The organism is Paraeggerthella sp. LCP19S3_G8 (assembly GCF_052119225.1).
GTDB classification, from domain to species: domain Bacteria; phylum Actinomycetota; class Coriobacteriia; order Coriobacteriales; family Eggerthellaceae; genus Paraeggerthella; species Paraeggerthella hominis.
Map to the genome: position 1 here is coordinate 16,671 of NZ_JBQKFQ010000012.1, position 23,135 is coordinate 39,805.

The 23,135-nt window shown below is 60.1% G+C and carries 18 protein-coding genes; 4 read left to right on the plus strand and 14 right to left on the minus strand.

The annotated features are described in order from the left end of the window. Nucleotides 1-11 precede the first annotated feature (11 nt). On the minus strand, nucleotides 12-1,298 hold the full coding sequence (locus tag ACTQZK_RS11515) for a homoserine dehydrogenase (RefSeq protein ID WP_418831648.1): 1,287 nt from the start codon (nucleotides 1,296-1,298) through the stop codon (nucleotides 12-14). Between the two features lie 15 nt (nucleotides 1,299-1,313). Continuing rightward, a complete protein-coding gene (gene lysA / locus ACTQZK_RS11520) occupies nucleotides 1,314-2,669 on the minus strand; it encodes a diaminopimelate decarboxylase (protein ID WP_441899684.1) in 1,356 nt (451 codons plus the stop codon). Between the two features lie 417 nt (nucleotides 2,670-3,086). Between lysA and ACTQZK_RS11525 the strand changes: the two genes are divergently transcribed. Next, nucleotides 3,087-3,482 (plus strand): molybdenum cofactor biosynthesis protein MoaE, encoded by a 396-nt coding sequence (locus tag ACTQZK_RS11525; RefSeq protein WP_114567835.1) that lies wholly within the window; start codon nucleotides 3,087-3,089, stop codon nucleotides 3,480-3,482. A 156-nt stretch (nucleotides 3,483-3,638) separates the two neighbouring features. Further along, nucleotides 3,639-4,811, plus strand: a complete 1,173-nt coding sequence (locus ACTQZK_RS11530; protein WP_441899685.1) for an Mbeg1-like protein — start codon at nucleotides 3,639-3,641, stop codon at nucleotides 4,809-4,811. Between the two features lie 126 nt (nucleotides 4,812-4,937). Here ACTQZK_RS11530 and ACTQZK_RS11535 read toward each other — a convergent pair whose 3' ends face one another. From ACTQZK_RS11535 to ACTQZK_RS11555, 5 genes are all read right to left on the minus strand, one after another. Beyond that, nucleotides 4,938-8,657 carry a phosphoribosylformylglycinamidine synthase gene (locus ACTQZK_RS11535; RefSeq protein WP_441899686.1) on the minus strand — a complete coding sequence of 1,240 codons (3,720 nt, stop codon included), beginning with the start codon at nucleotides 8,655-8,657 and terminating at the stop codon, nucleotides 4,938-4,940. 9 nt (nucleotides 8,658-8,666) lie between these two features. Further along, nucleotides 8,667-9,302, minus strand: coding sequence for a hypothetical protein (locus ACTQZK_RS11540; RefSeq protein ID WP_114567838.1), 636 nt, complete (start codon nucleotides 9,300-9,302; stop codon nucleotides 8,667-8,669). A 50-nt stretch (nucleotides 9,303-9,352) separates the two neighbouring features. After that, complete coding sequence (locus tag ACTQZK_RS11545; protein ID WP_216529220.1) at nucleotides 9,353-10,225, minus strand: phosphoribosylaminoimidazolesuccinocarboxamide synthase; 873 nt, start codon at nucleotides 10,223-10,225, stop codon at nucleotides 9,353-9,355. A 98-nt stretch (nucleotides 10,226-10,323) separates the two neighbouring features. Next, the gene (locus ACTQZK_RS11550) at nucleotides 10,324-11,850 is read right to left on the minus strand and encodes an ATP-binding protein (protein WP_441899690.1); all 1,527 of its coding nucleotides are present in this window, start codon (nucleotides 11,848-11,850) and stop codon (nucleotides 10,324-10,326) included. Nucleotides 11,851-11,974: 124 nt separating this feature from the next. Next, a complete protein-coding gene (locus tag ACTQZK_RS11555; RefSeq protein WP_103264709.1) occupies nucleotides 11,975-12,685 on the minus strand; it encodes a response regulator transcription factor in 711 nt (236 codons plus the stop codon). A 150-nt stretch (nucleotides 12,686-12,835) separates the two neighbouring features. On the opposite strand from ACTQZK_RS11555, the gene ACTQZK_RS11560 reads away from it, so the two are divergent. Continuing rightward, nucleotides 12,836-14,425 (plus strand): Tat pathway signal protein, encoded by a 1,590-nt coding sequence (locus ACTQZK_RS11560; RefSeq protein WP_225749794.1) that lies wholly within the window; start codon nucleotides 12,836-12,838, stop codon nucleotides 14,423-14,425. Nucleotides 14,426-14,870: 445 nt separating this feature from the next. Here the strand turns inward: ACTQZK_RS11560 and purB are convergent, their stop codons facing one another. Further along, nucleotides 14,871-16,214: an adenylosuccinate lyase gene (gene purB / locus ACTQZK_RS11565; protein WP_216529218.1), complete on the minus strand. Its 1,344-nt coding sequence runs from the start codon at nucleotides 16,212-16,214 to the stop codon at nucleotides 14,871-14,873. Between the two features lie 199 nt (nucleotides 16,215-16,413). On the opposite strand from purB, the gene ACTQZK_RS11570 reads away from it, so the two are divergent. Next, nucleotides 16,414-16,947, plus strand: a complete 534-nt coding sequence (locus ACTQZK_RS11570; protein WP_216529217.1) for an MOSC domain-containing protein — start codon at nucleotides 16,414-16,416, stop codon at nucleotides 16,945-16,947. An 11-nt stretch (nucleotides 16,948-16,958) separates the two neighbouring features. Here the strand turns inward: ACTQZK_RS11570 and ACTQZK_RS11575 are convergent, their stop codons facing one another. From ACTQZK_RS11575 to ACTQZK_RS11600, 6 genes are all read right to left on the minus strand, one after another. Further along, entirely contained in the window at nucleotides 16,959-17,531 is a 573-nt protein-coding gene (locus ACTQZK_RS11575; protein ID WP_114567856.1) for a TetR/AcrR family transcriptional regulator, read from the minus strand. Nucleotides 17,532-17,663: 132 nt separating this feature from the next. Beyond that, nucleotides 17,664-18,368, minus strand: coding sequence for a succinate dehydrogenase/fumarate reductase iron-sulfur subunit (locus ACTQZK_RS11580; protein WP_441899687.1), 705 nt, complete (start codon nucleotides 18,366-18,368; stop codon nucleotides 17,664-17,666). Nucleotides 18,369-18,403: 35 nt separating this feature from the next. Next, the gene (locus ACTQZK_RS11585; RefSeq protein WP_441899688.1) at nucleotides 18,404-20,263 is read right to left on the minus strand and encodes an FAD-dependent oxidoreductase; all 1,860 of its coding nucleotides are present in this window, start codon (nucleotides 20,261-20,263) and stop codon (nucleotides 18,404-18,406) included. Between the two features lie 209 nt (nucleotides 20,264-20,472). Further along, entirely contained in the window at nucleotides 20,473-21,150 is a 678-nt protein-coding gene (locus tag ACTQZK_RS11590) for a potassium channel family protein (protein WP_114567845.1), read from the minus strand. A 62-nt stretch (nucleotides 21,151-21,212) separates the two neighbouring features. Then, on the minus strand, nucleotides 21,213-21,872 hold the full coding sequence (locus tag ACTQZK_RS11595; protein WP_114567857.1) for a potassium channel family protein: 660 nt from the start codon (nucleotides 21,870-21,872) through the stop codon (nucleotides 21,213-21,215). A 214-nt stretch (nucleotides 21,873-22,086) separates the two neighbouring features. Continuing rightward, nucleotides 22,087-22,899, minus strand: coding sequence for a CMP-2-keto-3-deoxyoctulosonic acid synthetase (locus ACTQZK_RS11600; RefSeq protein WP_418831661.1), 813 nt, complete (start codon nucleotides 22,897-22,899; stop codon nucleotides 22,087-22,089). Nucleotides 22,900-23,135: the final 236 nt, after the last annotated feature.

The window sequence follows — 23,135 nt, forward strand, 5'->3', positions numbered from 1 at the left end:
CAAGCTAGCTGTTACTCGTCTTCTACGCGGATGACGCTGGGCTCCTCGCGCAGGATGTCGTCAAGCTGCGCGATCTCGGTCAGCACGTCGCGCACGCTCTTCTCGCACGCGGTATGCGTCACGTACACCAGATCCACCGTGCCGCCTTCCTTCTTGCCGCGCTGCACCACCGAGTACACGCTTACGTTGTGCTTGGCGAACACGCCGGCCATAGAGGCAAGAACGCCCGAGCGGTCGGCCACCTTGAAGCGGATGTAATACTTGGTCTTGAGCTCTTCCATGGGAACGATAGGCAGGCTATCGGTACAGGTACAACCCACAAGCGGTCCCACGCCCAACGTAACATGACGCGCCACCTCCAGCACGTCGCCCATCACAGCGCTCGCAGCCGGGCCCGAACCCGCGCCCTCGCCGAAGAACATGGTCTCGCCCACGGCATCGCCCGTCACGTAAATGGCGTTGAACACGCCGTTGACCGTGGCCAGCTGATGCGTCAGCGGCAGCATAGTGGGATGCACGCGCACGTCAATGCCCTGCGCCGTACGGTGAGCAAGGGCTAGCAACTTTACGCAATAGCCCATATCACGCGCCGCGTCCAGGTCCATAGTGGTTACGTTGCGAATACCTTCGGTATGCACGTCGCCGATGGTCACGCGCGAGTTGAATGCGATGGAGGCCAGGATGGCAATCTTGGCGGCAGCGTCGAAACCGTCCACGTCGGCGGTGGGATCCGCCTCAGCGAAGCCCTTCTGCTGCGCCTCCTTGAGCGCATCGTCGTAGCTCAAACCGTCTTCGACCATGCGGGTCAGCATGTAGTTCGTCGTGCCGTTCACAATGCCCATGACCGACGAGATCTCGTTGGAGATAAGGGAATGCTTCATCGGATCGATGATGGGGATGCCGCCGCCCACGCTCGCCTCGAACGCGATCTCCTTGTTCGCCTGGTCCGCAGCGTGCATGACCTCTTCGCCATACGTAGCCATGAGCGCCTTGTTGGCCGTGACCACGTTCTTGCCAGCGCGCAACGCGCCCAGCACCACATCGCGCGCCACGGTAGTGCCGCCGATCAGCTCGATAACGATATCGATTGAAGGATCATTGAGAATGTCCTGGTAATCCTGAGTGAAGATATCCTCCACGCCGTGTTCGATGGCCTGTTCGGGATTGCGCGAGCACACGCGCACCAGCTCCAGGTCAACACCGTAGTGGCGCTTGAAGTCCTCCCGGTGGTTCTTCAGGATGTCGATGCATCCGCCGCCCACCGTGCCGGTGCCCACCAAGCCAAGTTTAACCGCCATGTCGCTCTCCCTTTCCTAAATGTCCCGGCTCATCAGATCATCGTACGTTTCGCGGCGCGTAACCACGCGCGCTTCGCCGTCCCTCACGAACACGACGGCCGGCCTCGGCTGGCCGTTGTAGTTGCTTGCCATAGTGTAGCAGTACGCGCCCGTGCCGAAGACAGCAACGATATCGCCCAGGTCAGGATGCTGGATCGGCATGTCAATGACCACGGCGTCGCCGCTTTCGCAATGCTTGCCCGCAATAGTGACGATCTCGGTACGCGGCTGCCCCGCCTTGTTGGCGATAACCGGCTCGTAATCGGCGTGGTACAGCGCCGTGCGGATGTTGTCGGACATGCCGCCGTCAACCGCCACGTACTTGCGAATGTTCGGCAGGGTTTTGATAATGCCCACCGTATACAGCGTTACACCGGCGGTAGCCACCAGGCTGCGGCCCGGCTCGGTGAGCAGACGCGGCTCAGCCACGCCGTACTTCTGGCACGCGGCGAGCACGGACGAGGTCACCGTTTCGGCGAACTCGTCGATGGAGGCCGGCTTGTCGTCAGCCGTATAGGCAATGCCCAGACCACCGCCCACATCCAATTCCTCGATGCGATAACCGTACTCTTGCTCGATGCGGGCCATAAGGTCCACCATGACCTCGACGGCCTCGGGGTAGGAGTGCAGCGAGAAGATCTGCGAGCCAATGTGGCAATGCAGGCCCGCCAAACGCACGTTCGGCGCAGCCAGCACGTCCTTCACGCAACCGAACGCAAAATCCTCGCGCATGGTGAAGCCGAACTTCGAGTCCTCGCAACCCGTGCGAATATACTGATGCGTGTCGGCCTCGACGCCTGGCGTGATGCGCATGTAGATAGGCTGCTCGACGCCCAGCTCACCGGCGATCTCGGAGATGCGCTTGAGTTCGATGCGACTGTCGATGATGATGCGGCCGACACCCGCCTGGATGGCTTCGCGCAGCTCGCGCGGCGTCTTGTTGTTGCCATGCATGAACACGCGCTCGGCCGGAAAATCCACTGCACGCGCGATAGCCAGCTCGCCACCGCCCGATACGTCAAGGCACAGGCCCTCGTCGGCCACCATGCGAGCCGCTTCTTTATTGAGAAACGCCTTGCTGGCATACACGATATCGGAATTCTGATAGCGGCTGCGGAACGCCTCGCGGTAGGACTCCATGCGGCTGCGCATGTCCGCTTCGTCCATGACGTACAAAGCCGTGCCCTGCTCGCGCGCCAGCTCCACCATGTCGACGCCGCCTACGTACAAGTGGTCGTCGCGCACTTCGGCGGTACGCGGCAGCACCGCGCCCAGCTCCATGGTGGTACGGTTGTCGGGCTGCTTGCTCAAATCGGATGCGGGCAAAGCCATAGGTCCGCCTACCTTTCTGCCTGTTTGCTTCCCTTGATGTCGCCGACCTGCCCGTCGGCAGAGCCGGCCCGTCGCCGGCTGTTGTGATTGGGGTTCATACTACCAGCCTTGCTGCATTTCCCCGGGTGCAGAGCGTAAATTTTCGTAGAATGGATACCCTGGAGCCAGGAGAAAGCCGTGCGCTGCCAAGCCGCTTCGGTCACCGCGCTTCCGGGCGAAGCCCGCATCGGCGCACGGGGCGCAGGCGAACCGGAATGCGCAGCAAAACACGAAGCCTTGCACGCACGCCGTACCTCTGCAGGGTTGAGTTCCATCCGTAAAAAAGGCAACTTTTCCCTATCAACTTGCTATGACTTTATAGCTTCTATAATCCTCAATAGAGTATACTATGCAGCACAGACAGAAAGGAGCTCGCTCATGGCCAAGCAGGAACCCTCTATCGATCAGTGGCTCAAGGAAGCGAAGCAGGATCCGAAGGCCGCTCAGTGCGGCATGTTTCTCACCCACAACGGCGTGGTGCGCATCACCCCGAAACAGCAGGTACGCGAAGGCGTCGAAGGGCTGGGCGACGTTGCGCAGGTGGAGTTCTCCTACGACGCCGCTGGTGTAGACGCAGCCGTTGAGGAAGCTCTGACCTGGCCGGGCGTATACTACGTGCGCGTATGGCTGAACGAGGGAGTGCTGGGCGTGGGCGACTCCATCATGTACGTTCTGATCGGCGCCGACATCCGCCCCAACTGCATCGACGCCTTGCAGAAACTGGTCGGCAAGATCAAGAACGACCTGGTGGTGGAAAAGGAAATCTACGCGTAGGACAACGGTGCTCGACGTTTCTCAAGGCCTCGGCTGCGCAGCTCATTCAGCAGTCGGGGCCTTCCCATATAAAAGCGGCCCTCACCGCGCGCAGGAAGCTGGTGCGCTACACTAGAGGCAGGCACCAAGCGGTCGATCTGCCCTGAAGGAGCGCGCATGAACATCCTCGATTACCTGGCAACGGAATTCGCATCCTTTGACGAGAAGCCGTTCAACCCGGTGGACTCGGCAGCCCTTTCGCAGTTCTGCATGGTTCGCATGGAAGACATCACCCCTATGAAACGCGCATGGAGCGAACCTCCGAGCCTTCGAGCAGCCGTCGCGGATCGCCTCCGTCCCGTACGGCCCGTGCGCTTCACCGACGCGCTGCGGGCGGAGCATTACGATAGCCTGTTCACGGGCCTGGTGCCCGAGCCCGTGAAAAACAACATGCTGGCCCTTGCAGCCAGCCCGCGCTTTCGCACTATGACCGTACAGGACTGCGCAAGCGTGTTCGACGAGGCGACGCAAACCCAATTCGCCGCTATGACGTTCGTTTGCGGCAAAAAGTTCGCCTACGTGGGGTTTCGCGGCACCGATCGGTCGTTCACTGGATGGCGCGAGAACTTCAACATGACCTACCAATTCCCTGTTCCCACGCAAGACCTGGCTGTTCGCTACCTGGAAGCCGTCGCGCCCCGCCTGCCGCAGCGGCTGTATCTAGGAGGCCATTCCAAAGGCGGAAACCTGGCCGAATACGCAGCTCTGCATGCAACGCCGAAAGTCCAAGAGCGTATCGAACGCATATACGACCACGATGGCCCCGGCTTTCGGGCGGGAGCCGTCGACGACCGCGCGTTCTCGATCATCCGCGATCGCGTGCACAAGACGGTGCCGCAAGAGTGCATCGTGGGAATGCTTCTGGAAACGCCGCGTGAACTGCCCCTGCACGTGGTGCACAGCGCAGATCACGGTATGATGCAGCACAGCGTGCTGAACTGGGAAGTTAAGGGAACCGATTTCGTCTACGCCGATCAGCTGGCAGATTCGTCCCTCTCGACCCACGCGATCATGGAGCAATGGCTGACCGGGTTCTCCCCCGAGAAAACCCGGCAGGTGGTCGAGGCCGCGTTCAGGGCCATCGAAGCATCGAGCGCGCTCGATGCCGCAGACATCCTGATGGGCGGGGTGAAGTCCATAGCCTTGCTGGTCGAAGCCGCCAAAGCGCTCGATCAGGCGAACCGGGACATTCTGGTAAGCGCGCTGGGCACGCTGACCAACCTGATCGCCCACGACGCAGCGCGAGGCGTTGCGGGCTGGCTTGCACCGAAAACGAAGAACGCCTCGTAAACCGAGGCCGACGATCGCCCCGACAACTTCACCCATTTGGCAGGAAGAGCGACCCGTCTATGCAACAAGGGCCGACGCACCTCGTGAGTACGCCGGCCCCTGCAAACACGCTGTACGCGGAATCGATTAATCCGTGAAGTAACCCACGCCGCCCTCGAACAGGGGCTGGTACAGGTTGCCGGGCACGTTTTTGTACAGGCTGTAACCGCTGCGCTCGGTATGGCCCATCTTGCCCAGAACACGACCATCGGGGCTGGTGATAGCCTCGACCGCCCAAGCAGACCCGTTCGGGTTCACATCCAAGCCCATGGAAGGCGCACCCTGATCGTCAACGTACTGCGCGGCGATCTGACCATTGGCGGCCATACGCTCCAGCAACTCGGGGCTCGCCACGAACCGGCCTTCGCCATGGCTGATCGCCACTGTATGGATGTCGCCCACTTCGCACCGGCTCATCCAAGGCGACAGGTTCGACGCCACGCGCGTGCGCACCAAACGGCTCTGGTGACGGCCGATGTTGTTGAACGTAAGCGTGGGGCAATCCTCGTCCATCGGGCGAATATCGCCGTACGGCACCAGCCCCAGCTTCACAAGCGCCTGGAAACCGTTGCAGATGCCCAGCATGAGGCCGTCGCGGTTCTGCAGCAGATCGCGCACGGCTTCCGTCACTGCCGGAGCACGGAAGAACGCCGTGATGAACTTCGCCGAACCGTCAGGCTCGTCGCCGCCGGAGAAACCGCCCGGAAGCATGATGATCTGGCTGTTCTTAATAAGGCGAACCAGCTCCGCCGTGCTTTCGGCAACCGCCTCGGGCGTCAGGTTGTTGATGACGAACGTCTCGGCCACGGCACCTGCGCGTTCGAACGCGCGGGCGGAGTCGTATTCGCAGTTGTTGCCCGGGAACACCGGGATGATGACGCGCGGCTTCGCGATGGTGCCGTTGTACACAAGCGGAGCGCCGTCCGTGAAGCTCACGGCTTTGACCGGCTCGCCCTGGGCACGATACGGGAACACCGGCTCCAACGCGCCTTCCCATGCCTCCTGCAAACCGGCAAGGTCGATCGATTCGCCAGCAGCCTCGAACGCGTACTCGTCAACGGTCTGGCCCAGCTCGGACACGCACACGGCATCGCTTGCATCCGGCAGTTCGACGCACGCGGGCATCTCCACCAGGAAACTGCCGTAAGCGGGAGCGAACAGCTGATCGGCCTGCACGCAATCGGCCAGCTTCACGCCAATGCCGTTGCCAACGCACATCTTGAACAGGGCTTCCGCCGTGCCGCCATATCCGGGCGTAGACACGGACAAAGCCGCGCCGTCGCCGATCAGGCGCTCGACCAGGGCAATAGCTTCCAGCAATCCATCGATCTGCGGCGTGACGCCGTCCTCGGCGTAACGCGGGGCAATGCGCACCACGCGATTGCCGGCGGCCTTGAATTCGGGCGACGTCGCGCGCTCGACCGAACCCACCGCCGTCGCGAACGACACCAGCGTAGGCGGCACGTCCAGCGTTTCAAAGCTGCCGCTCATGGAGTCCTTGCCGCCGATCGAGCCCACGCCCAGATCGATCTGAGCCATCAGCGACCCCAGAACCGCCGCCGCGGGCTTGCCCCAGCGCTCGGGTTCGTCGCGCAGGCGCTCGAAGTACTCTTGGAACGTCAGGTACATGTCCTTGCGCAAAAAGCCCGCAGCCACCAGCTTCGCCACGCTCTCCACCACTGCCACGTACGAACCGGTGAACTGGTTCGCCTCGGTCAGGTACGGGTTGAATCCCCAGGACATGCCGCTGCACGTGGTGGTCTCGCCATCTACGGGCAGCTTGGCAACCATAGCCATGCTCGGCGTAAGCTGGTGCTTTCCGCCGAACGGCATGAGCACGGTAGCCGCGCCGATAGTGGAGTCGAAGCGCTCGGACAGGCCCTTGTTCGAGCAAACGTTGATGTCCGTAACCAGCGCCCGCATGCGCTCGGCCAGCGTGGAGCCCGGCCAAGAGCGCTCGTAGCAGCCGCCTTCGACCACGCGCACGTCCTGATGCTTCGGCGCGCCGTTGCTGGACAGGAAGTCGCGGCTCACGTCCACGATGGTCTTGTCGTTCCAGACCATGCGCACGCGCGCTTCTTCAGTGACCTCGGCGATAGGCGTAGCCTCGAGGTTCTCCTCGCGCGCAAGCGCCAGGAACGCATCGACGTCTTGGGGCGCCAGCGCCACGGCCATGCGCTCCTGGCTTTCCGAGATTGCCAGCTCGGTGCCATCCAGTCCGTCGTACTTCTTGGGAACCTTGTTCAAGTTGATGAACAGGCCATCGGCCAGCTCTCCCACCGCCACGGACACGCCGCCCGCGCCGAAGTCGTTGCAGCGCTTGATAAGCCGGCACGCGTCGCCGCGGCGGAACAGGCGCTGAATCTTGCGCTCGACAGGCGCGTTGCCCTTCTGGACCTCGGCGCCGCAGCTTTCAAGGGAATCAAGGTTGTGGGCCTTCGAGGAACCCGTGGCCCCGCCGATGCCGTCACGGCCCGTGCGCCCGCCCAGAAGCACGATCACATCGCCCGGCGCCGGCGTTTCGCGGCGCACGTGGTCAGCCGGCGTAGCGCCCACGACCGCGCCGATCTCCATGCGCTTTGCCGCGTACCCGGGATGGTAGAGTTCGTTCACCTGGCCGGTGGTCAAGCCAATCTGGTTGCCGTACGACGAATAGCCTGCGGCAGCCGTGGTCACCAGCTTGCGCTGCGGCAGCTTTCCCGGCAGCGTTTCGGACACGGGCACCAGCGGATCGGCCGCGCCCGTCACGCGCATGGCCTGATACACGTAGCTGCGGCCCGAAAGCGGGTCGCGAATGGCACCACCCACGCAGGTGGCCGCGCCGCCGAACGGCTCGATCTCCGTCGGATGGTTATGCGTCTCGTTCTTGAACAGGTAGAGCCAATCCTGCTCTTCGCCGTCCACGTCGACCTTGACCTTCACGGTGCAGGCGTTGATCTCTTCGGACTCGTCGAGGCCGGTCAGCACGCCCTTCGCCTTCAGGTACCGAGCGCCGATGGTGCCCATGTCCATAAGACACACCGGCTTATGATCGCGGCCCAGCTCATGACGCATGTCCAGGTACTTCTCAAACGCCGCGCGCACCGCCGCGTCGTTGATTTCGACGTTCGTGAGCTCGGTGCCGAACGTGGTATGACGGCAGTGGTCCGACCAGTACGTGTCGATCATCTTGATCTCGGTGATGGTGGGATTGCGGCCCTCTTCGGCGAAATACTGCTGGCAGAACACGATGTCGGCCAGGTCCATTGCCAACCCGCGGTCGGCTATGAACGCTGCCAGCCCTGCCTCGTCCAAATCAAGGAAGCCCTCGATCGTCTCCACCATGCCGGGAACCGGCTGCTCCATCTTGAGCGTGTCGCGCTCTTCGAGCGACGCCTCGCGCGCCTCGATGGGGTTGATCACGTACTGCTTGATAGCTTCGACATCCTCGTTCGAAAGGTCGCCGGACAGCACGTACACCTTCGCGCTGCGCACGTCGGGACGCTCGCCTTGGCTGATCAGCTGCATGCACTCGCTTGCCGAATCGGCGCGCTGATCGAACTGGCCCGGCAAGTACTCCACGGCGAACACGTGCGCGCCATCAGCCTGCGGAAGCTCGAACGTCGCGGTGTCGGACTGAGGCTCGCTGAACACGGTGGGAACGCACTGGGCGAATAGCTCGTCGCTTGCGCCTTCCACATCGTAGCGATTCACCAAACGCACGCTCTCAAGCCCCTCGACGCCCAAAATGCTGCGCAGCTCATGCGCAAGCTGCTGGGCTTCCACGTCAAAACCGGGCTTCTTTTCTACGTAGACACGAGAAACCATGGGGCCCCCTTACTTTTTGGAATCTTGCGCAGGCTTCGCATCCTGCTCGGTGGCCTTCGTCTCCTCGGCCTTCTTCAGCCTGAAGCCGCTGCCGAACAGCCCGCGCTTCTTCGGAGCCTCTTCGGCAACCTCCGGCGTTTCAGCCTCCTGCTGCTTCGCGGCGCGCTGAGCAGCCTTGGCCTTCTTTTCCTGCGCGCGCATCTCCTTGGACTTCTTGCTCATCATCTCTTCTTGATAGGCACGGCGAACCTTGCGGATCTTCGAGAAGTCCACGTACAGCGCGCCGATGATGCAGGCGTACGCCAAGCCCAACGAAATGTACGTCCCCACTTCCGGCAGGAAGGAACGGCCAACCCACGAAAGGGCCGTCAAGGCGATCGCGCCGATCAAAAGCCCCCACCAGATCTTGCGCAGCCTCTTGTACTGGGGCGTAGGCGGATTGTAGTACTGGCGATCGATCTGCGACTGCTTTGCGCGAGCGGCCTTTTGCTCGGCCTTCTTCTGCTGCTTGGTCTTCTGAGTGGGCTGCACGCGCACCGAAGCCGCGGCCTTGGACTTGGGCTTCGCGGACGCAGCGCTCTTGCGCGTTTGTCCCTGATGCTCGTCAGTCTGGTACCGGTCGTTCATGGGATTGCGTTGGGTCATGAGTTTGTTGCTCCTTGTTGGTTACTTGCGATTCGGCGAAGCGGGCGCGGCTAGTACGCGAACGCGCGGCCCGTGATCTTCTCGTAGGCTTGGATGTACTTTTGGCTGGTCTTCTCGATAACGTCCTGAGGAAGACGCGGCGGGTTGCCCGTCTTATCCCAGTTCGCGGTCAGCCAATCGCGCACGAACTGCTTGTCGAAGCTAGGCTGATCCTTGCCTTCGGCGTATTCGTCGCCCGGCCAGAAGCGGGACGAGTCGGGCGTCAGCACTTCGTCCGCCAAGATGATCCTGCCGTCCAGGCGGCCAAACTCGAACTTGGTGTCGGCAATCACGATGCCCTGCTTCTCGGCATGATCGCGCGCCGTGGTGTACACCTTCAAAGACAGATCGCGCAGCTGCGTCGCGTCGTCTTCGCCAATGATCTCGACCAAGCGATCGAAGCTGATGTTCTCGTCATGGTCGCCGATCTCGGCCTTCGTGGACGGCGTGAAGATGGGCTGGGGAAGCTTCGACGAATTCACCAGGCCCTCGGGCAAGTCGATGCCGCACACGGTGCCCTGCTTCTGGTACTCTTTGAGGCCGCTGCCGGCCAGATAGCCGCGCACGATGCACTCGGAAGGGAACATCTCGGCCTTCTTGACCAGCATAAAGCGTCCGCGCAGGTAGTCGGCGTAGGGCTTGAACTGCTCGGGAAGATCCTCGACGTCGGCGGAAATCAGGTGGTTTTCCACCACGCCGTCCAAAAGCTCGAACCAAAAGCACGACAGCTGCGTGAGCACCGCGCCTTTGTGCGGAATTTCGTCTTCCAGGATGTAGTCGAACGCAGAAATACGATCCGTCGCCACCAGCAGCAGCTTGTCGCCCAGATCGTACAGATCGCGCACTTTACCCTGCGCATCGGGCTTGATGTCAATCCCCGTCATGCCGGTCCTTTCATTGCTCTCTCAACAACGCAGCGCGAGCCGGATAGCTCGCGCGCGATAGTTCCCTCAACCTACGTTATTATCGTCTATTTCAATGGCTATTTCTGGTCTTTACGGGACTTTCCACGTGATTTTTGCGCTTTTTGGCCCTTTTGCTGCCCCTCGTCCTTATACAGCGGAATATGAATGGTGAAGCACGCTCCCCTGCCCTTGGCGCCCTCCACCTGAACCCATCCGTGATGGCGATCCACGATCTCTTTCACCACGGACAGGCCAATGCCCAAACCGCCGCTTTCGCGCGTGCGCCCGGCGTCTGCTCGCCAGAACCGAGAGAACACCATTTTGGCCTCCTCGGGCGACAGGCCGATGCCCGTGTCCTCCACTTGAATAGCCGCCATGATCTCGCCGCGCCTCACGCGTACGGAGATATGACCGCCTTCGGGCGTATAGCGCACCGCGTTCGAAATGAGGTTGGCGGTTGCCTGGCGAATCATGTCGGCATCGCCGAGCACGCACACGTTGCGCTCCATTTCGTAGGACAGCGTAAGCCCCGAGTCGGACACGAACGCTTCGTGCGTGGACACGATGCCGTTGATCAACTCGCCCACGTCCACGATTTCTTTCTTCATGGGAGTGGAACGGCTCTCCAAGCGAGACAGGCGCAGAATGGCATCGACCAGGCGAGATAGGCGCTGAACCTCAGAGTTCACCGTTTCCAGGCGCTCCTCGTCGGCAGCGAACACGCCGTCCACCATAGCCTCGACCGTCGACTGGATGGCCATGAGCGGCGTGCGCAGCTCATGGGCAACATCGGTGGTCAGGCGGCGCTCCAATTCGCGGTCGCGCTCGATGGAATCGGCCATGGCGTCGAACGTCTCACCCAACCGCGCGATCTCGTCCTCGCCGTGCAAATCGGTTCGGGCGGACAGGTCGCCTTCCTTGATAGCTTTTGCCGTACTGGTCATGCGGTTGATAGGGCCAACCAGCGTGCGTGCGAACAAAAAACCGATGCACGAAGCCAGCACGATGGCCAGCACCGCGGCAAACACCATCGCCTGGTAGGAATTGTTGCGGAACTCCTCATCAGCCTGGGTTACCAAAGCCTCCGATCCGTACACCCATACGCGCACGGACCCGATGGCAACACCATCAACGACGATATTCGCGTGCTCCATGCCGTTGGAATTCATGCCCGGCGCAAGCGACGGCCCCCCATCAAGCGAAGGCCCGTCCTTCGGAGCGGGGGCACCAGAATCCCCCATCTTGATCCGGGCGGAGTTGTAGACTTCCGCTTGCCCGATGTTGTCAACCACCACAATGCCCACGCCGCTGCTCAAGCTTTGAGCGTATTCGGCAATAGCCTGCACATCCCGGCTGTAAAGCGTGCCGACCTCGCGGTACGATTCCTCGATTTTGTGAGCGGTGTTTTCGGCTAGAGACTTCATGTTGTCCTGGGAATACGTCTGGAAATGCTGCTCCCAAACAAAGGAAAGCACGCCAATGGCGACAAGCGCCGTCATTACGGCGATAAACGCAAAGGCGGAGGTGACGCGCGTCGTGTAGGTCAGGTTCTCCCACGAAAGGATCTTCTGCCCGCGCTTCCTGCCGGCCCCGGTATGGGGCACGACAACAGGTCCAGTTGTGCCGGAATCAGCTTCGACCGTCACACGCTCTGCCGATCTATCGGAAGAAACGGACGTTCCGGTCGAAGCTCGTTCGTTGATTGCGTCGCTCACGATGCGCTGCAGGCTACTGGGAGACCTTCGTGGGGTCTTCAAAGCGATAGCCCACGCCATGCACCGTGTGCAGCCACTTCGGGCTACGCGGGTTGTCGCCGATCTTCGCGCGAAGGTTCTTCACGTGCGAATCGATGGTGCGCTCGTAGCCCTCGAAGTCGTAACCGAGGACCTTCTCGACCAATTCCATGCGCGAATACACGCGACCCGGATAACGGGACAGCGTTGTGAGCAACTTGAACTCGCTCGCGGTCAGGTCGATTTCCTCATTGTTGACAAGCACTTTGTGGCCCGAAACGTCAATGGTAAGCTCGCCGAACTCCAAAACCTCGCGCTGAGGCTCCGAATCGGCATGCACGCGACGCAGAAGCGCGCGAGCGCGGGCAACCAGTTCGCGCGGGCTGAACGGCTTTACCAGATAGTCGTCAGCGCCCAGCTCCAGACCGATGATGCGGTCTTCAACTTCGCCCTTGGCCGTCAGCATGATAATGGGCACATCGGAATTGTCGCGGATGGCGCGGCAGACGCGCTCGCCCGGAACGCGAGGCAGCATCAGGTCAAGAATAACCAGATCGAAATGGTGCTTTGAAAATTCTTCGAGGGCTTCCTGGCCGTCGCCGACTGCCGTTACCCAGTAATTCTCGCGCTCGAGATACGCGGTCACCGCATCGCGGATGGCCTTTTCATCTTCAACCAGCAAGATGCGTCGTGTTTCGTTGCTCATGGATCACTCCTCAAGCTCGGTGGCTACCACCGCCGTGGCCCGCTTCCTCTAAAGCGACCAGGTGAAAACGCGGTGGTCGTGTTTGCGTTTATTGTAGCAATTACGCAAGAGGGCACTTGAACCTGTACAGGAAATGACACAATAAACACCATGGTAACCCGCAGATCAACACACGCTAATCACGCCAAACCCAGCACGGCTTCGAAACGACGCGCGAACAGGCGCGCCGCCTCGGAGAGCGCACCGCTTTACGCGGGCGGCAAGGCCAATGCGCGCGGCGGGCATGTAGGCAACGTCGCAGGATTCGGCACCGGAAGCGGAGGCAGCAGCCGCGGAGCAGCCCCGAGCGTCGGCAACGTTGCCGGGTACGGAACCGGCAGCACCAACGTCAGATCCGGCGGGGCTCATCGACGCACGACCTCTCCCGGCACAAGCCACGCAACTCCCCGCGCAACCACCGGCGGCAATACGAGCGGCCCGCGCATCCCCACGCCAAGCGGCGGAGAAATCCTGCTGACAAGACGGCACTTCCTGTTCGGCGCACTGGGAATCGGCGCGTTGGCCGCGGTCGGCGGCGGAGCTGCCGTGGTCGCGCAGCAGATGGAGAAAGACCCCGACGCCGACCTGACCGTGCTCAAAGTCCCCGCTAGCGCCGTCACCTCATCGGACTCGCTCGCGAACGTGGACGATTACCGCACGCGCATGAGCCTGACCGGCAGTTTCGAGCTGCCCTACGGAACGCTCGTGTGGGCGAACGACGAGCACGTAGCCGCTTGCCTGCTTCCCGCCGAAAGCGCCAAGCCGCTCACGCACGTTGCCCTGCTGGCCTTGGGATCAGGCGTCTCCACCACGGTTCTGGAGGGAGCCGTGGGCCTTGACGAGGGCTTCGAGATCTACGATGTACGCGCAACGTCTTCGGGACTGGTTTGGACCGAGGCGGACATCCTCGACGGCATCTGGCGCATTTACACAGCGCGCTCTGCCGGCACCAGCATAGGCGAGCCCGTGCTGGTTGAAGAAGGCAACGCCGACTACGAGACGCCGTCCATCGCCGCAGTTGGAAATCGTGCGTTCTGGCAAGTGCTTCCCAAGCCGAAAGGCGCAAAGAAGGCGGAAAGCTCCTTGCTCAAGCGTGCGACCATGGGAGCATCCGACACCGAGGTGGTATACACCTCGCGCGGACGCATGGCAACGCCACCCTATGCGTCGAACGACTCTGTGATAATCACGCCCCGCACCGACACCTCGTCCATTCACTATCAATTGACCTGCATCGATGCAAATTCCGGCAACGTGAAAGACTCGTTAGCCCTTCCCGTTTCGATGAAGCCGCTAGAGGCAGGGTACGGCAAAACCGGATTCACGTTCTCGTTCGATGCCGGGTACGACTACGGCGACGGCATCTCCAAAGTAGGAACGTACACCCCAACCGCCGCCGCAACGAACGCCGACTACAGCAACGCGCCGTGGTTCTGGTTCGGCCGCGCGCCGTCCGCCCCGCCAGCATGGTGCGGCAAGTACTTCATGGTGAAGTCCACGACCGCCGTATGCGGAGTTGATTTTGCGACCAACGAGTACTTCGCGTTCGACGTGGAGAGCGGAGCCGACGACTACGGCGAGTATCTTGCCTCCACCGGATCGCACGACACCGTAGTCACGTTCGCCAACATCGACCACGTTCCGCTTGGCGGCGAACCCGTGAAGTGCTGCCGCGTGCGCGTGTGGACGCCGACGGCGTAAGCCGGGAACAAGCTGCAAGCGATTCCCAGATCGGTTCCGAAGCCGAAGGTCGGCGCACCGTCGAATGCGATTCAGGGTTTGCCGCTTGCGGCGGGCGGCTTGCAGCTCGCAACTTGAGGCTCGCGGCCCGCATTTTGGCACGAATCGACGGGCTTGCGCTCCCCTCGGTGCGTCGCCTTCAGACGTCGGGAAAACGCCAGAGCTCTGACCTGCGCTGTTTGTTCATGCGCGCAAAAAGGGTCCGTTTTATACGCTAGCTCGAGAACGCAGACCGGGAATGCCGTGCCAGTTTCATCTGGATCCGACGCCAGAAACGCGCGGAAGCGATCGCGAAGGCTCCGCAACTTGCAGGCATTCAAACTCCGGCCGGCAGCCCATGAACCACGAAGGCCCTCCGTACGTGAAGGGCCTTCGTTACCATGCGATCTTGCGTCCCGGCGATCAGCTAGAACTCCAGCTCCTGAAGACGATCGAACACGATGTCTTTACGGGTAAGGAAGTCCCACGGATCGAAGATCTCGTCGAGCGTTTCCTTCGACAACTTGGCTTCGGGATCGGCCTCGAGGTTCTCGCGGTACGTGGGGCCGTCCACCGCATTCTGGATGTCTTCCCACACCTTCATGGCGTTGCGCTGCACGATCACGTACGCATCCTCGCGGCTGATCCCCGTGTCCACCAGCGCAAGCAGCACTTTCGAGCTGAAGATGAGACCCTTGGTGCGCCACAGGTTGTGCTCCATCTTGGCGGGGTAGGTCTGCAAGCCATCCAGCATCCACTGCATCTTGCCGAACATGTAGTCAAGCGCCGTGAAGCTGTCGGCCAGCACCACGCGCTCGGCACCGGAGTGGCTGATGTCGCGCTCATACCACAGGGCCACGTCGTCGAAAGCCACCTGCGCGTTGGACTTCACCACGCGCGCCAGGCCGCAGACGCGTTCGGCCGTGATGGGATTGCGCTTGTGAGGCATGGCGGAAGAGCCCTTCTGGCCCTTCGTGAACGGCTCTTCGGCCTCGATCACGTCGGACTGCTGCAGCAAGCGCACCTGCATGGCAATGCTTTCGAGCGTAGACGCCGTCACGGCAAGGCCAGCCATGACCTGCGCATGACGATCGCGTGCGAGCACCTGCGTGGACAGCGGATCGGGCGTGAGGCCCAGCTTTTCGCACACGTACTGCTCCACGTACGGATCGATGCTGGAATACGTTCCTACCGCACCGCTGATCGCGCCCGTTGCCGCCACGTTGCGCGCCTCTTCCATGCGCGTTTGCGCGCGCTTGAGCGCCCAAGCCCAGCTACCGAACTTCATGCCAAACGTCATAGGCTCGGCGTGAATGCCGTGCGTGCGACCGACACACAGCGTGTTCTGGAACTCGAACGCACGACGCTTGCACGTTTCTCCCAGTTGCTTGATGTCCTCAAGAATGATGTCGATAGCCTGCGTGACCTGGTACGATAAAGCGGTATCTCCCAAGTCGGACGAAGTCATGCCGTAGTGCACCCAACGGCTGGGAGGTTCCTGGCCCTCCGGCACGTCAGCGTCAATGTACTCGGCCATGTTCGTGGTGAAGGCGATAACGTCGTGGTTCGTCACTTTCTCGATCTCGTCGATGCGCTCCACGGTGAAATCGGCATGCGCGCGAATCCACGCAGCCTCCTCCTTCGTGATGCCCGCTTGGCCCAGCTCTGCTTGGGCTTCGCACGCCAGCACCTCGATCTCCTTCCAGATTTCGAACTTGTTCTGCAACTCCCAGATGGCCCCCATTGCGGGGCGCGTGTAGCGGTTGATCACGCCGGTCCCTTTCACCCAATCGTACCTGATGGCAATAGGATACCGCAAACATGCGGCCAAGCGACGGTTTCCACGGAAAGCGCCGAGGCCGCAGACGAACGCGGCGGCGCGGTGGGCCGGACGGAAGAAGCATCCTTGACTTCTTCCGTCAAATCAGTACTCTATTTCCTAGTAAGTTTCTAGTTTTTAGGGGGACGTCATGGAGCAAGCAGAACGAAATCGAAACATGCGAGGCCGCGTACGCTCGGTCAACGTCTCCAAACGAAAAGGCACGCGCAAAACGCCTTGCACCTCCCCTATTGCCGTCATCGAGCATCAGGGCGTGGCGGGCGACGCGCACGCCGGCGATTGGCACCGACAGGTTTCGCTTCTAGCCTGGGAGTCCATCGAGAAGGCTCGTGCCATGGACCTTGACGTGGCAGAAGGCGATTTCGCCGAAAACGTTACCACCGAAGGTATCGATCTGCTTTCTTTGCCCTTGGGCACACATGTGCGCATCGGCGATGACGTGCTTCTGGAGCTTTCCCAAATCGGGAAAGTCTGTCACACGAAATGCGCCATCTATCACCTAGCCGGCGACTGCATTTTCCCGCGCGAAGGAATTTTCTTCGTTGCGCTTTCCGACGGCCAAATCAAGGAAGGCGACGCCGTTGAAGTGGTTTCTCTAGGCGACGGAACGTGCGGCTACACGCCGCCCGAAGCCCTTGAAGAGCTGCGTGCGGCACAAGGATAGTCGACCGGGGATCAATCCATCAGCAACGCATCGTAGAGCATTCTTGGAGCCGCAAGGGCCAACTTTTCAGCAGCCTCCTGAGGTGAGGGCATGGTTCCCATGCGGTACCATTCAGTGAGTATCTCTGTTTCAGTTTTCACCCATCTATCGAGGCAAAACATAAGTTCATCGCTAATCTCCATATGACGGTAATCTTGCAGGGTTTCGAGCAACGCGCACTTTCTGTAATGAGGCATGATGCTGCGCTCGCTCGGGCAGTTAAGCGTGTATTGCGTCGCTACTTTAAAAAAATCGCTTTCAAGCGACAGCAGGGTCAAGTGATGGAAATACCCCGTTTCCCAGTCTATCGTACGACCGACCTCTATAAGATAGAACTTGTGAACATGCGTCGGCCACCACCAATGCAAGCTGTACTTACTGTCGAAATGCCGATAGAACATCTGTCGGGATATACCTGCGCGTTCGCAAAGATCCGTCACTTTAACCTGATCGAGAGATCTATCGACTGCGTGCATGATGCGCAATTTCATCTGCACATCCTCGTCATCAAAAAGCCCTTTCGGCTCCCAAGAATCCGCCTTCATAGCCCCCTCCGTCCGCATCCCCATACGGCCCCTCCAGTATACACTCACGATGAGCGCCAGCATACAACCCAGCTCCGTCGCGAAACGGAGCTGGGAAATCAACAGGCTATTTCAAACCTACATCGAAGCTCGTTAAGAGCGAGGCGGATTCAACCCGGCTGATTCGGCGGCTTCGCGAAGATCCTTCCAAACCGACAGGTGATCGATCTCAAGCGCCTTGCACACGGTATCGCACATGCCGCATTCTATACATTCCCACAAGCCGTTTTGCACAGCCTCCACCACACGGTCCCCTTGATCGTACGGATCGTAAAATCGATTTGCGATAGCAATCATGCCCGTCGGTCCAATATAGGATTTAAGTCCTTTCTGTTCCACAACAGGGCAAGCTGCCGTGCACACGCCGCAACGAGCGCAATACTCAAGCGGTTCGAGCTTCTTGGGCAAAGATGCGTCGACCGGAGCCTTCACCTCTTCGACCGTAAGATCGAAAGCACGCTGGCGCGCAAGAATTCGACTCACCCTGTCGGTAATCTTCGTCTTGTCCACGATCAAATCGCGCACTACCGGGAAATGCTTAAGAGGGGTAACCTCGTTTTTATCTGAATCTTCCACCGGCGTCACGCAAGCGAGGCAAGGAACCCCGTTGAGCGTCATAGCACACCGCCCGCACACGCGTCCACGACAGCTGTAGTCGAAAGCAATGGGCTCTATCGTATCGTTAACTTGAACCAACGCCTCGAGCAAAGTCATATGCTCGGTATGCGTGATTTCGTATTCCTCAAAATGAGGAGCGGGATCCACCGAAGGATTGTACTTTTGAATCTTGATTTTCATAACTTACCTCCTCGTAAGCGCGCAAACAGCAGCAGCTAGTCCAATTCGACAACGGGAACGGTTTCGAGCTGCATTTTGCCGTCCACGTTTTTAGCGACGATGTTGCACGTCCACTTTGCCGGGTCTTCTTGCGGGAATTCAGGTCGATAGCTATGTCCACGGCTTTCTTCGCGCATAAGAGCTGCTTTCGAACTAGCTTCGGCAATGTCGAGCAGGTTGTAAGCTTCGATAGCGGCCTTCCAGTCGGTGTTGTAGTTCAGAGAGGCGTCTCCGAGCTGCATTTTGGGCAGTTCTTCCGCACGGATGCGCTCGAGCTCCGCCACGGCCTCTTTCATTGCCGCGGTTTCCCGCGTAGGCTGACATGCTTGATAGCAGGCGCGTTGAATCATGCGCGTAATTTCCTGGGGGCGCTTGCCACCGGATCGGCGCGTACGCATTTCGTGCAACCGCCCGACTTCCTCTTCAACCGAAGCGAAGGTAAACGACTGCGGCTTGTTCTTGCCCGGTCCTTCGGCGTATTCAATCGCCTTCATCATCGCATAGGATCCGTCTCGGTATGCGACATTGACCGAAGTGCCCCCTTGAGCACCCGAGACGCCGCCGCCGCGGGCGCAGAACAACCCCGGCATGCCCTCGACCATCAGGCTCTCGTCCACACGCGGATTTCCACCGTGCTCGTACGTTTCAAGCGCGCATTCGAGCTTGGAAGAGGATACGTCTATGCCGAACACCTCTTTCCACAAGGTAACGTTGCGACGGTAGACTTCCCCCATAGCCGCGAAAGCCTCAGGGCTCGAGAAATCCACGTACACGCCGCCGTTGGGCGACCCTCCGCCATCGTGGATAGCCTTGGCAATCGTTCGCGTGAACGTGATGCGGTCGAGCGTCGAGTAGTCCATCCCTCTGAAGAAGTAGTTGTCGTTCGCATCGCAAATGTACTCGCAGCATAGGTTGTCGGCGCCGATACCGCCTACGAACGTAGCTGCAAGACCGGTCGGATACATGCTGATGAGATCGAACTGGAAGAACTCCGAATCCTGCAAGGCCGCGCCTCGTCGATAAGCTGCGGCATCGACATCGCCCGTATTGTCCGGTGAGTTGATGGAAGTGGCCGCTACTGTATTCCACCCATACACCCACGAGCTTGCGCCTGTGCAGGAAATCGTCGACTTGGCTCGAAACGCGCGCACCGTCCCGGTAGGAATATGCAATCCGATAGCGCCTATGCACGCGCCGTCTTCAATAATGACATCAGTAATCATAGTTTGATCGAAGATACGAGCACCTGATCGCTCTACCGAGTCGGTAAAGTAACGAGGAAAGCCATTGAAGGTTCCGAAAAGCGGGTACCCGGGCATGTCGAGGCCGGGGACGAACGCGCCCGTCTCGTCTCGCATAAACAGATTGTTCCCTTCCTGCGCATAACGCAAGAGAAGATTGCGATCCTCGACGGAAAATGCCTCGTGAGTCGCCTTGGCGATCTTCTTGTTCGTAAGCTCGTTCAGGACGAAGTCTTCGGACTTGTCCCATGGCGTATCGGTCTGGATGAAGTTCACCCAATTGCACCAATTGTATCCGCATGCTCCCCCGAAATGGAAAGGTGCTTTCTCCACCACCACGACGTCTTGTCCCTGCTTGTAAGCCTGAAGCGCCGCATGAGAGCCGGCAAGGCCGCCGCCGATGATAAGGATGTCCGTATCATAGAGCTCATACAGCACTTGCTCGCCGTCGACGGGTCCTTGCGCGCCCTGCTTGCCACCTTCCCCCGAAGAAGAGCACCCGCTCATAACCCCTGAAAGCACCATCGTGCCAAAGGCTACAGCACTGCCTCCGAGAAACGTGCGCCTCGATATACCCGCTTCGCCAAACGACCCGTTACCGCAACCGTCTTTCATACGATCCCCTCCTTGTTGCGTCCCATTCTCAGCGGAGCAGCGTCCGCTCGATGCACCCATTGTCACAGGTGCTCTGGGAAACTTTCAAAGAACGGAACTGGATAACCGTATGAGAAACGCAACAAAAAGCGAAGTTGTCCGCGCAAGGACAACAACTTCGTTTTCTGCTCGGCCTTTCCGACGCATAACGAAGGAGCTTTTTCAAAAAGCTACAACGCTTTGAACAAAGCTCGCACTTCGTCGAGAACCTCGTTGTCAACCACGACGATGGCCTTGTCGCCCGGATAGAGCACGGTTTCCTCGTTGACCACTTCCACGTTGTCGTCGTCTTGAGGAGAGACGGCGGCAACCAGGCTGTTTTCGGGCATGGGCAGCGACGACACCAGAATACCCGCCTCGTTGGAGTGATGGCGCATGCGCGGCACCACGATCTCGGTCAGCATGACGTTGCCGTGCGTAAGCGACGACGCAACGCTCACGCTGCCAAGCAGCGTCTCCTCTTCGATGAGGTTCGCAATGAGCGTGGTGGACGACACGCATTCGATGCCCACCTCTTTGAAAATGCGAAGGTTCTTCGGGCTGTTCACGCGGGCAATGCAGCGCGGCACGTTGAACACGCGCTGCGCGATCTCGCACGACACCAGATTGTCGTCGTCTTGGCCTGTAGTGGCCACGAACACGTCAGCGCGGCGAATGCCCGCATCTTCCTGATACTTCGAATCGCAGCCGTCGCCGTGGATGACCAGGTACCGGCCCTGCAGCGCCACCGACAACCTGTCGGCCGTCGAAAGCGTCTCCTCTATAATGGCCACGTCGTTGCCGCTTTGCAGCAGCACGGTGGCCAGGTACTCGCCAATTTTGCCGCCTCCCGCGATCACGATATACATGAAGCTTCCTTTCCCGACAGCCCTGCAAGCCGCCCGCATTCATTGCAGGCCAACGCTGCACCTTAATCTTGAATATACTTCGAAAACGACTCGATCAGCTCATGGCGCACGCACGCCAGCACCGAATCTCCGTTATACAGAATGGAATCGCGCGTGGGAATGGAACTGGCCGATCCGTCTCCGCGCTCGAACGCCACAATGCGGATGTCGTGATCGCGCTCCAGCTCGGACACGCGAATGGTGCGCTTATCCGACCAGCTCAGGTCAAGCGAAAAGCGCAGCACTTCGAACTCCCCGAACGTGTCCAGGTGCGCACCGTGCCCCGACACCACCTTGCTAAACACGTCCTCGGCCACAAGCGACGTGCCGCACACGTAGTCAATGCCCAACTGCATGTACGCGCGTTCGTGGTCGGGATTGTACAGACGCGCGATAACGTGAGGCACGCCGAACAAACGGCTGCCCACCTCGGCGCACATAAGATTCGTGTTGTCGAACTGAGTAACCGCCGCCACAACGTCGCAATCCTCCACGCCGGCCTTTATCAGCGTCTCTTCGTCGAAGCCAACCCCTTGCACGGTGGAACCGTTGAAGTTGCGGCCCAGGTTCGCAAATGCATCGGCATTGCGATCGATCACGCACACGTTGCTGCCGTTGTCCGACAGCATGTTTGCCAGCTGAGAACCGACGCGGCCACAGCCTACGACGATCACGTTGCTCATACCAGTCCTTTCGTCTGCGCCCAAGGCGCACTTTCCTGCAAGCACCCAGCATACTGCAATAACAAGATAACGGAACGAAACGGTAGCGAAGAGGTGAAGCGGCAAGCGAAACGGAAGGGCGAGCACAGCGCCTCGATCGTTGCCTCGCTTCGCGCACGGGGCGGGCTCGCGAGCCCGCAACAAGCGAAACGCCGCCTTTCCGGCGGCGCTTCGATTAGATCATCTTCATTTGCGTAAGCGTTTTATTGAACCAGTCCATGTAAGTAGGAGGACAATACTTCTGCGCGTTCGCTACGGTGATGGAATACCCGTAGTTGCTAGCCAAACCCGCAACGTGCGCGTTGATGGACTCTTCCCAACTGCTCCACGCAACCGAGGACATCCACCCCCAAGCGTTGTAGGGCTTGAAGCACGCAGAGCCCTTCGAGCTTTCGGTATTGGAGATAGCGGGTGACCAGCGAGGATCAACGCCATGGACCCAAGCAGCTTCCGCGAACGTGGCACCGTGCCCAAACAAGGGAGAACCGGCCAGATACGCGTCGATGCGGCCGCTCCATTCGGCCACGAACGCCTCGTGGCCCACCGACCAGTCAACGTCGGAAAGGGAAGCCAGCGCATCTGCGGCACCCTCGCGAGCGGCGCGAGCCTGCTGCTCGGCCTTCGCAGCCTCTGCGGCGGCAATGCGAGCCGCCTCTTCCTTCCGAGCGGCCTCTTCGGCGGCAAGGCGAGCCGCCTCCTCTTCCGCCTCTATGGCAGCGATGCCCTGGGATATATCGCGCGAAGCCGTGCTGGTAAGCACCGTGGACTCGCGAGCGTCAGAATCGGCGGCCTCCGACGAAAAGCCATAGTCCGTCGTAGACGCAGCCGTGCTTACCGAATCAATCCCGAACGAATCTATATCATGAGAAGCGCCGCTACCCGCGGAGGCGAAGCCGAAGCCAATGCACCCAGCCAGCACGCACGATGCGCAGCCAACCGCAGCGATTTTGGCAGCTATGTTCGACTTCCGTTGTTTAGTGCGTTTCACCGTCAAAACTTCAATAACCTTTCGTTACACAGCGCACGACCCCTTACCGCTTAGGCGGTTGACAGCGTAGTAGATTGTAAGAGGGATTGCTGCCTGGAGGGCGATATGCTGTTGTGGTACAAGACATTTTAGCGGACAAGGGGGCTATAGGGCAAAAAAGTGTGGAGACACCCTACATCATTTGTTCGCTTGACAAAAATTCGCTTTACAAAACCGCAGGTCGCAATGCGTTCGAT

Excerpts from the sequence above, each read along its gene's own strand:
- ACTQZK_RS11515 (WP_418831648.1), bottom strand. The coding sequence starts at position 1,298 with ATGGCGGTTAAACTTGGCTTGGTGGGCACCGGCACGGTGGGCGGCGGA.
- lysA (WP_441899684.1), bottom strand. The coding sequence starts at position 2,669 with ATGGCTTTGCCCGCATCCGATTTGAGCAAGCAGCCCGACAACCGTACC.
- ACTQZK_RS11525 (WP_114567835.1), top strand. The coding sequence starts at position 3,087 with ATGGCCAAGCAGGAACCCTCTATCGATCAGTGGCTCAAGGAAGCGAAG.
- ACTQZK_RS11530 (WP_441899685.1), top strand. The coding sequence starts at position 3,639 with ATGAACATCCTCGATTACCTGGCAACGGAATTCGCATCCTTTGACGAG.
- ACTQZK_RS11535 (WP_441899686.1), bottom strand. The coding sequence starts at position 8,657 with ATGGTTTCTCGTGTCTACGTAGAAAAGAAGCCCGGTTTTGACGTGGAA.
- ACTQZK_RS11540 (WP_114567838.1), bottom strand. The coding sequence starts at position 9,302 with ATGACCCAACGCAATCCCATGAACGACCGGTACCAGACTGACGAGCAT.
- ACTQZK_RS11545 (WP_216529220.1), bottom strand. The coding sequence starts at position 10,225 with ATGACGGGGATTGACATCAAGCCCGATGCGCAGGGTAAAGTGCGCGAT.
- ACTQZK_RS11555 (WP_103264709.1), bottom strand. The coding sequence starts at position 12,685 with ATGAGCAACGAAACACGACGCATCTTGCTGGTTGAAGATGAAAAGGCC.
- ACTQZK_RS11560 (WP_225749794.1), top strand. The coding sequence starts at position 12,836 with ATGGTAACCCGCAGATCAACACACGCTAATCACGCCAAACCCAGCACG.
- ACTQZK_RS11570 (WP_216529217.1), top strand. The coding sequence starts at position 16,414 with ATGGAGCAAGCAGAACGAAATCGAAACATGCGAGGCCGCGTACGCTCG.
- ACTQZK_RS11575 (WP_114567856.1), bottom strand. The coding sequence starts at position 17,531 with ATGAAGGCGGATTCTTGGGAGCCGAAAGGGCTTTTTGATGACGAGGAT.
- ACTQZK_RS11580 (WP_441899687.1), bottom strand. The coding sequence starts at position 18,368 with ATGAAAATCAAGATTCAAAAGTACAATCCTTCGGTGGATCCCGCTCCT.
- ACTQZK_RS11585 (WP_441899688.1), bottom strand. The coding sequence starts at position 20,263 with ATGAAAGACGGTTGCGGTAACGGGTCGTTTGGCGAAGCGGGTATATCG.
- ACTQZK_RS11590 (WP_114567845.1), bottom strand. The coding sequence starts at position 21,150 with ATGTATATCGTGATCGCGGGAGGCGGCAAAATTGGCGAGTACCTGGCC.
- ACTQZK_RS11595 (WP_114567857.1), bottom strand. The coding sequence starts at position 21,872 with ATGAGCAACGTGATCGTCGTAGGCTGTGGCCGCGTCGGTTCTCAGCTG.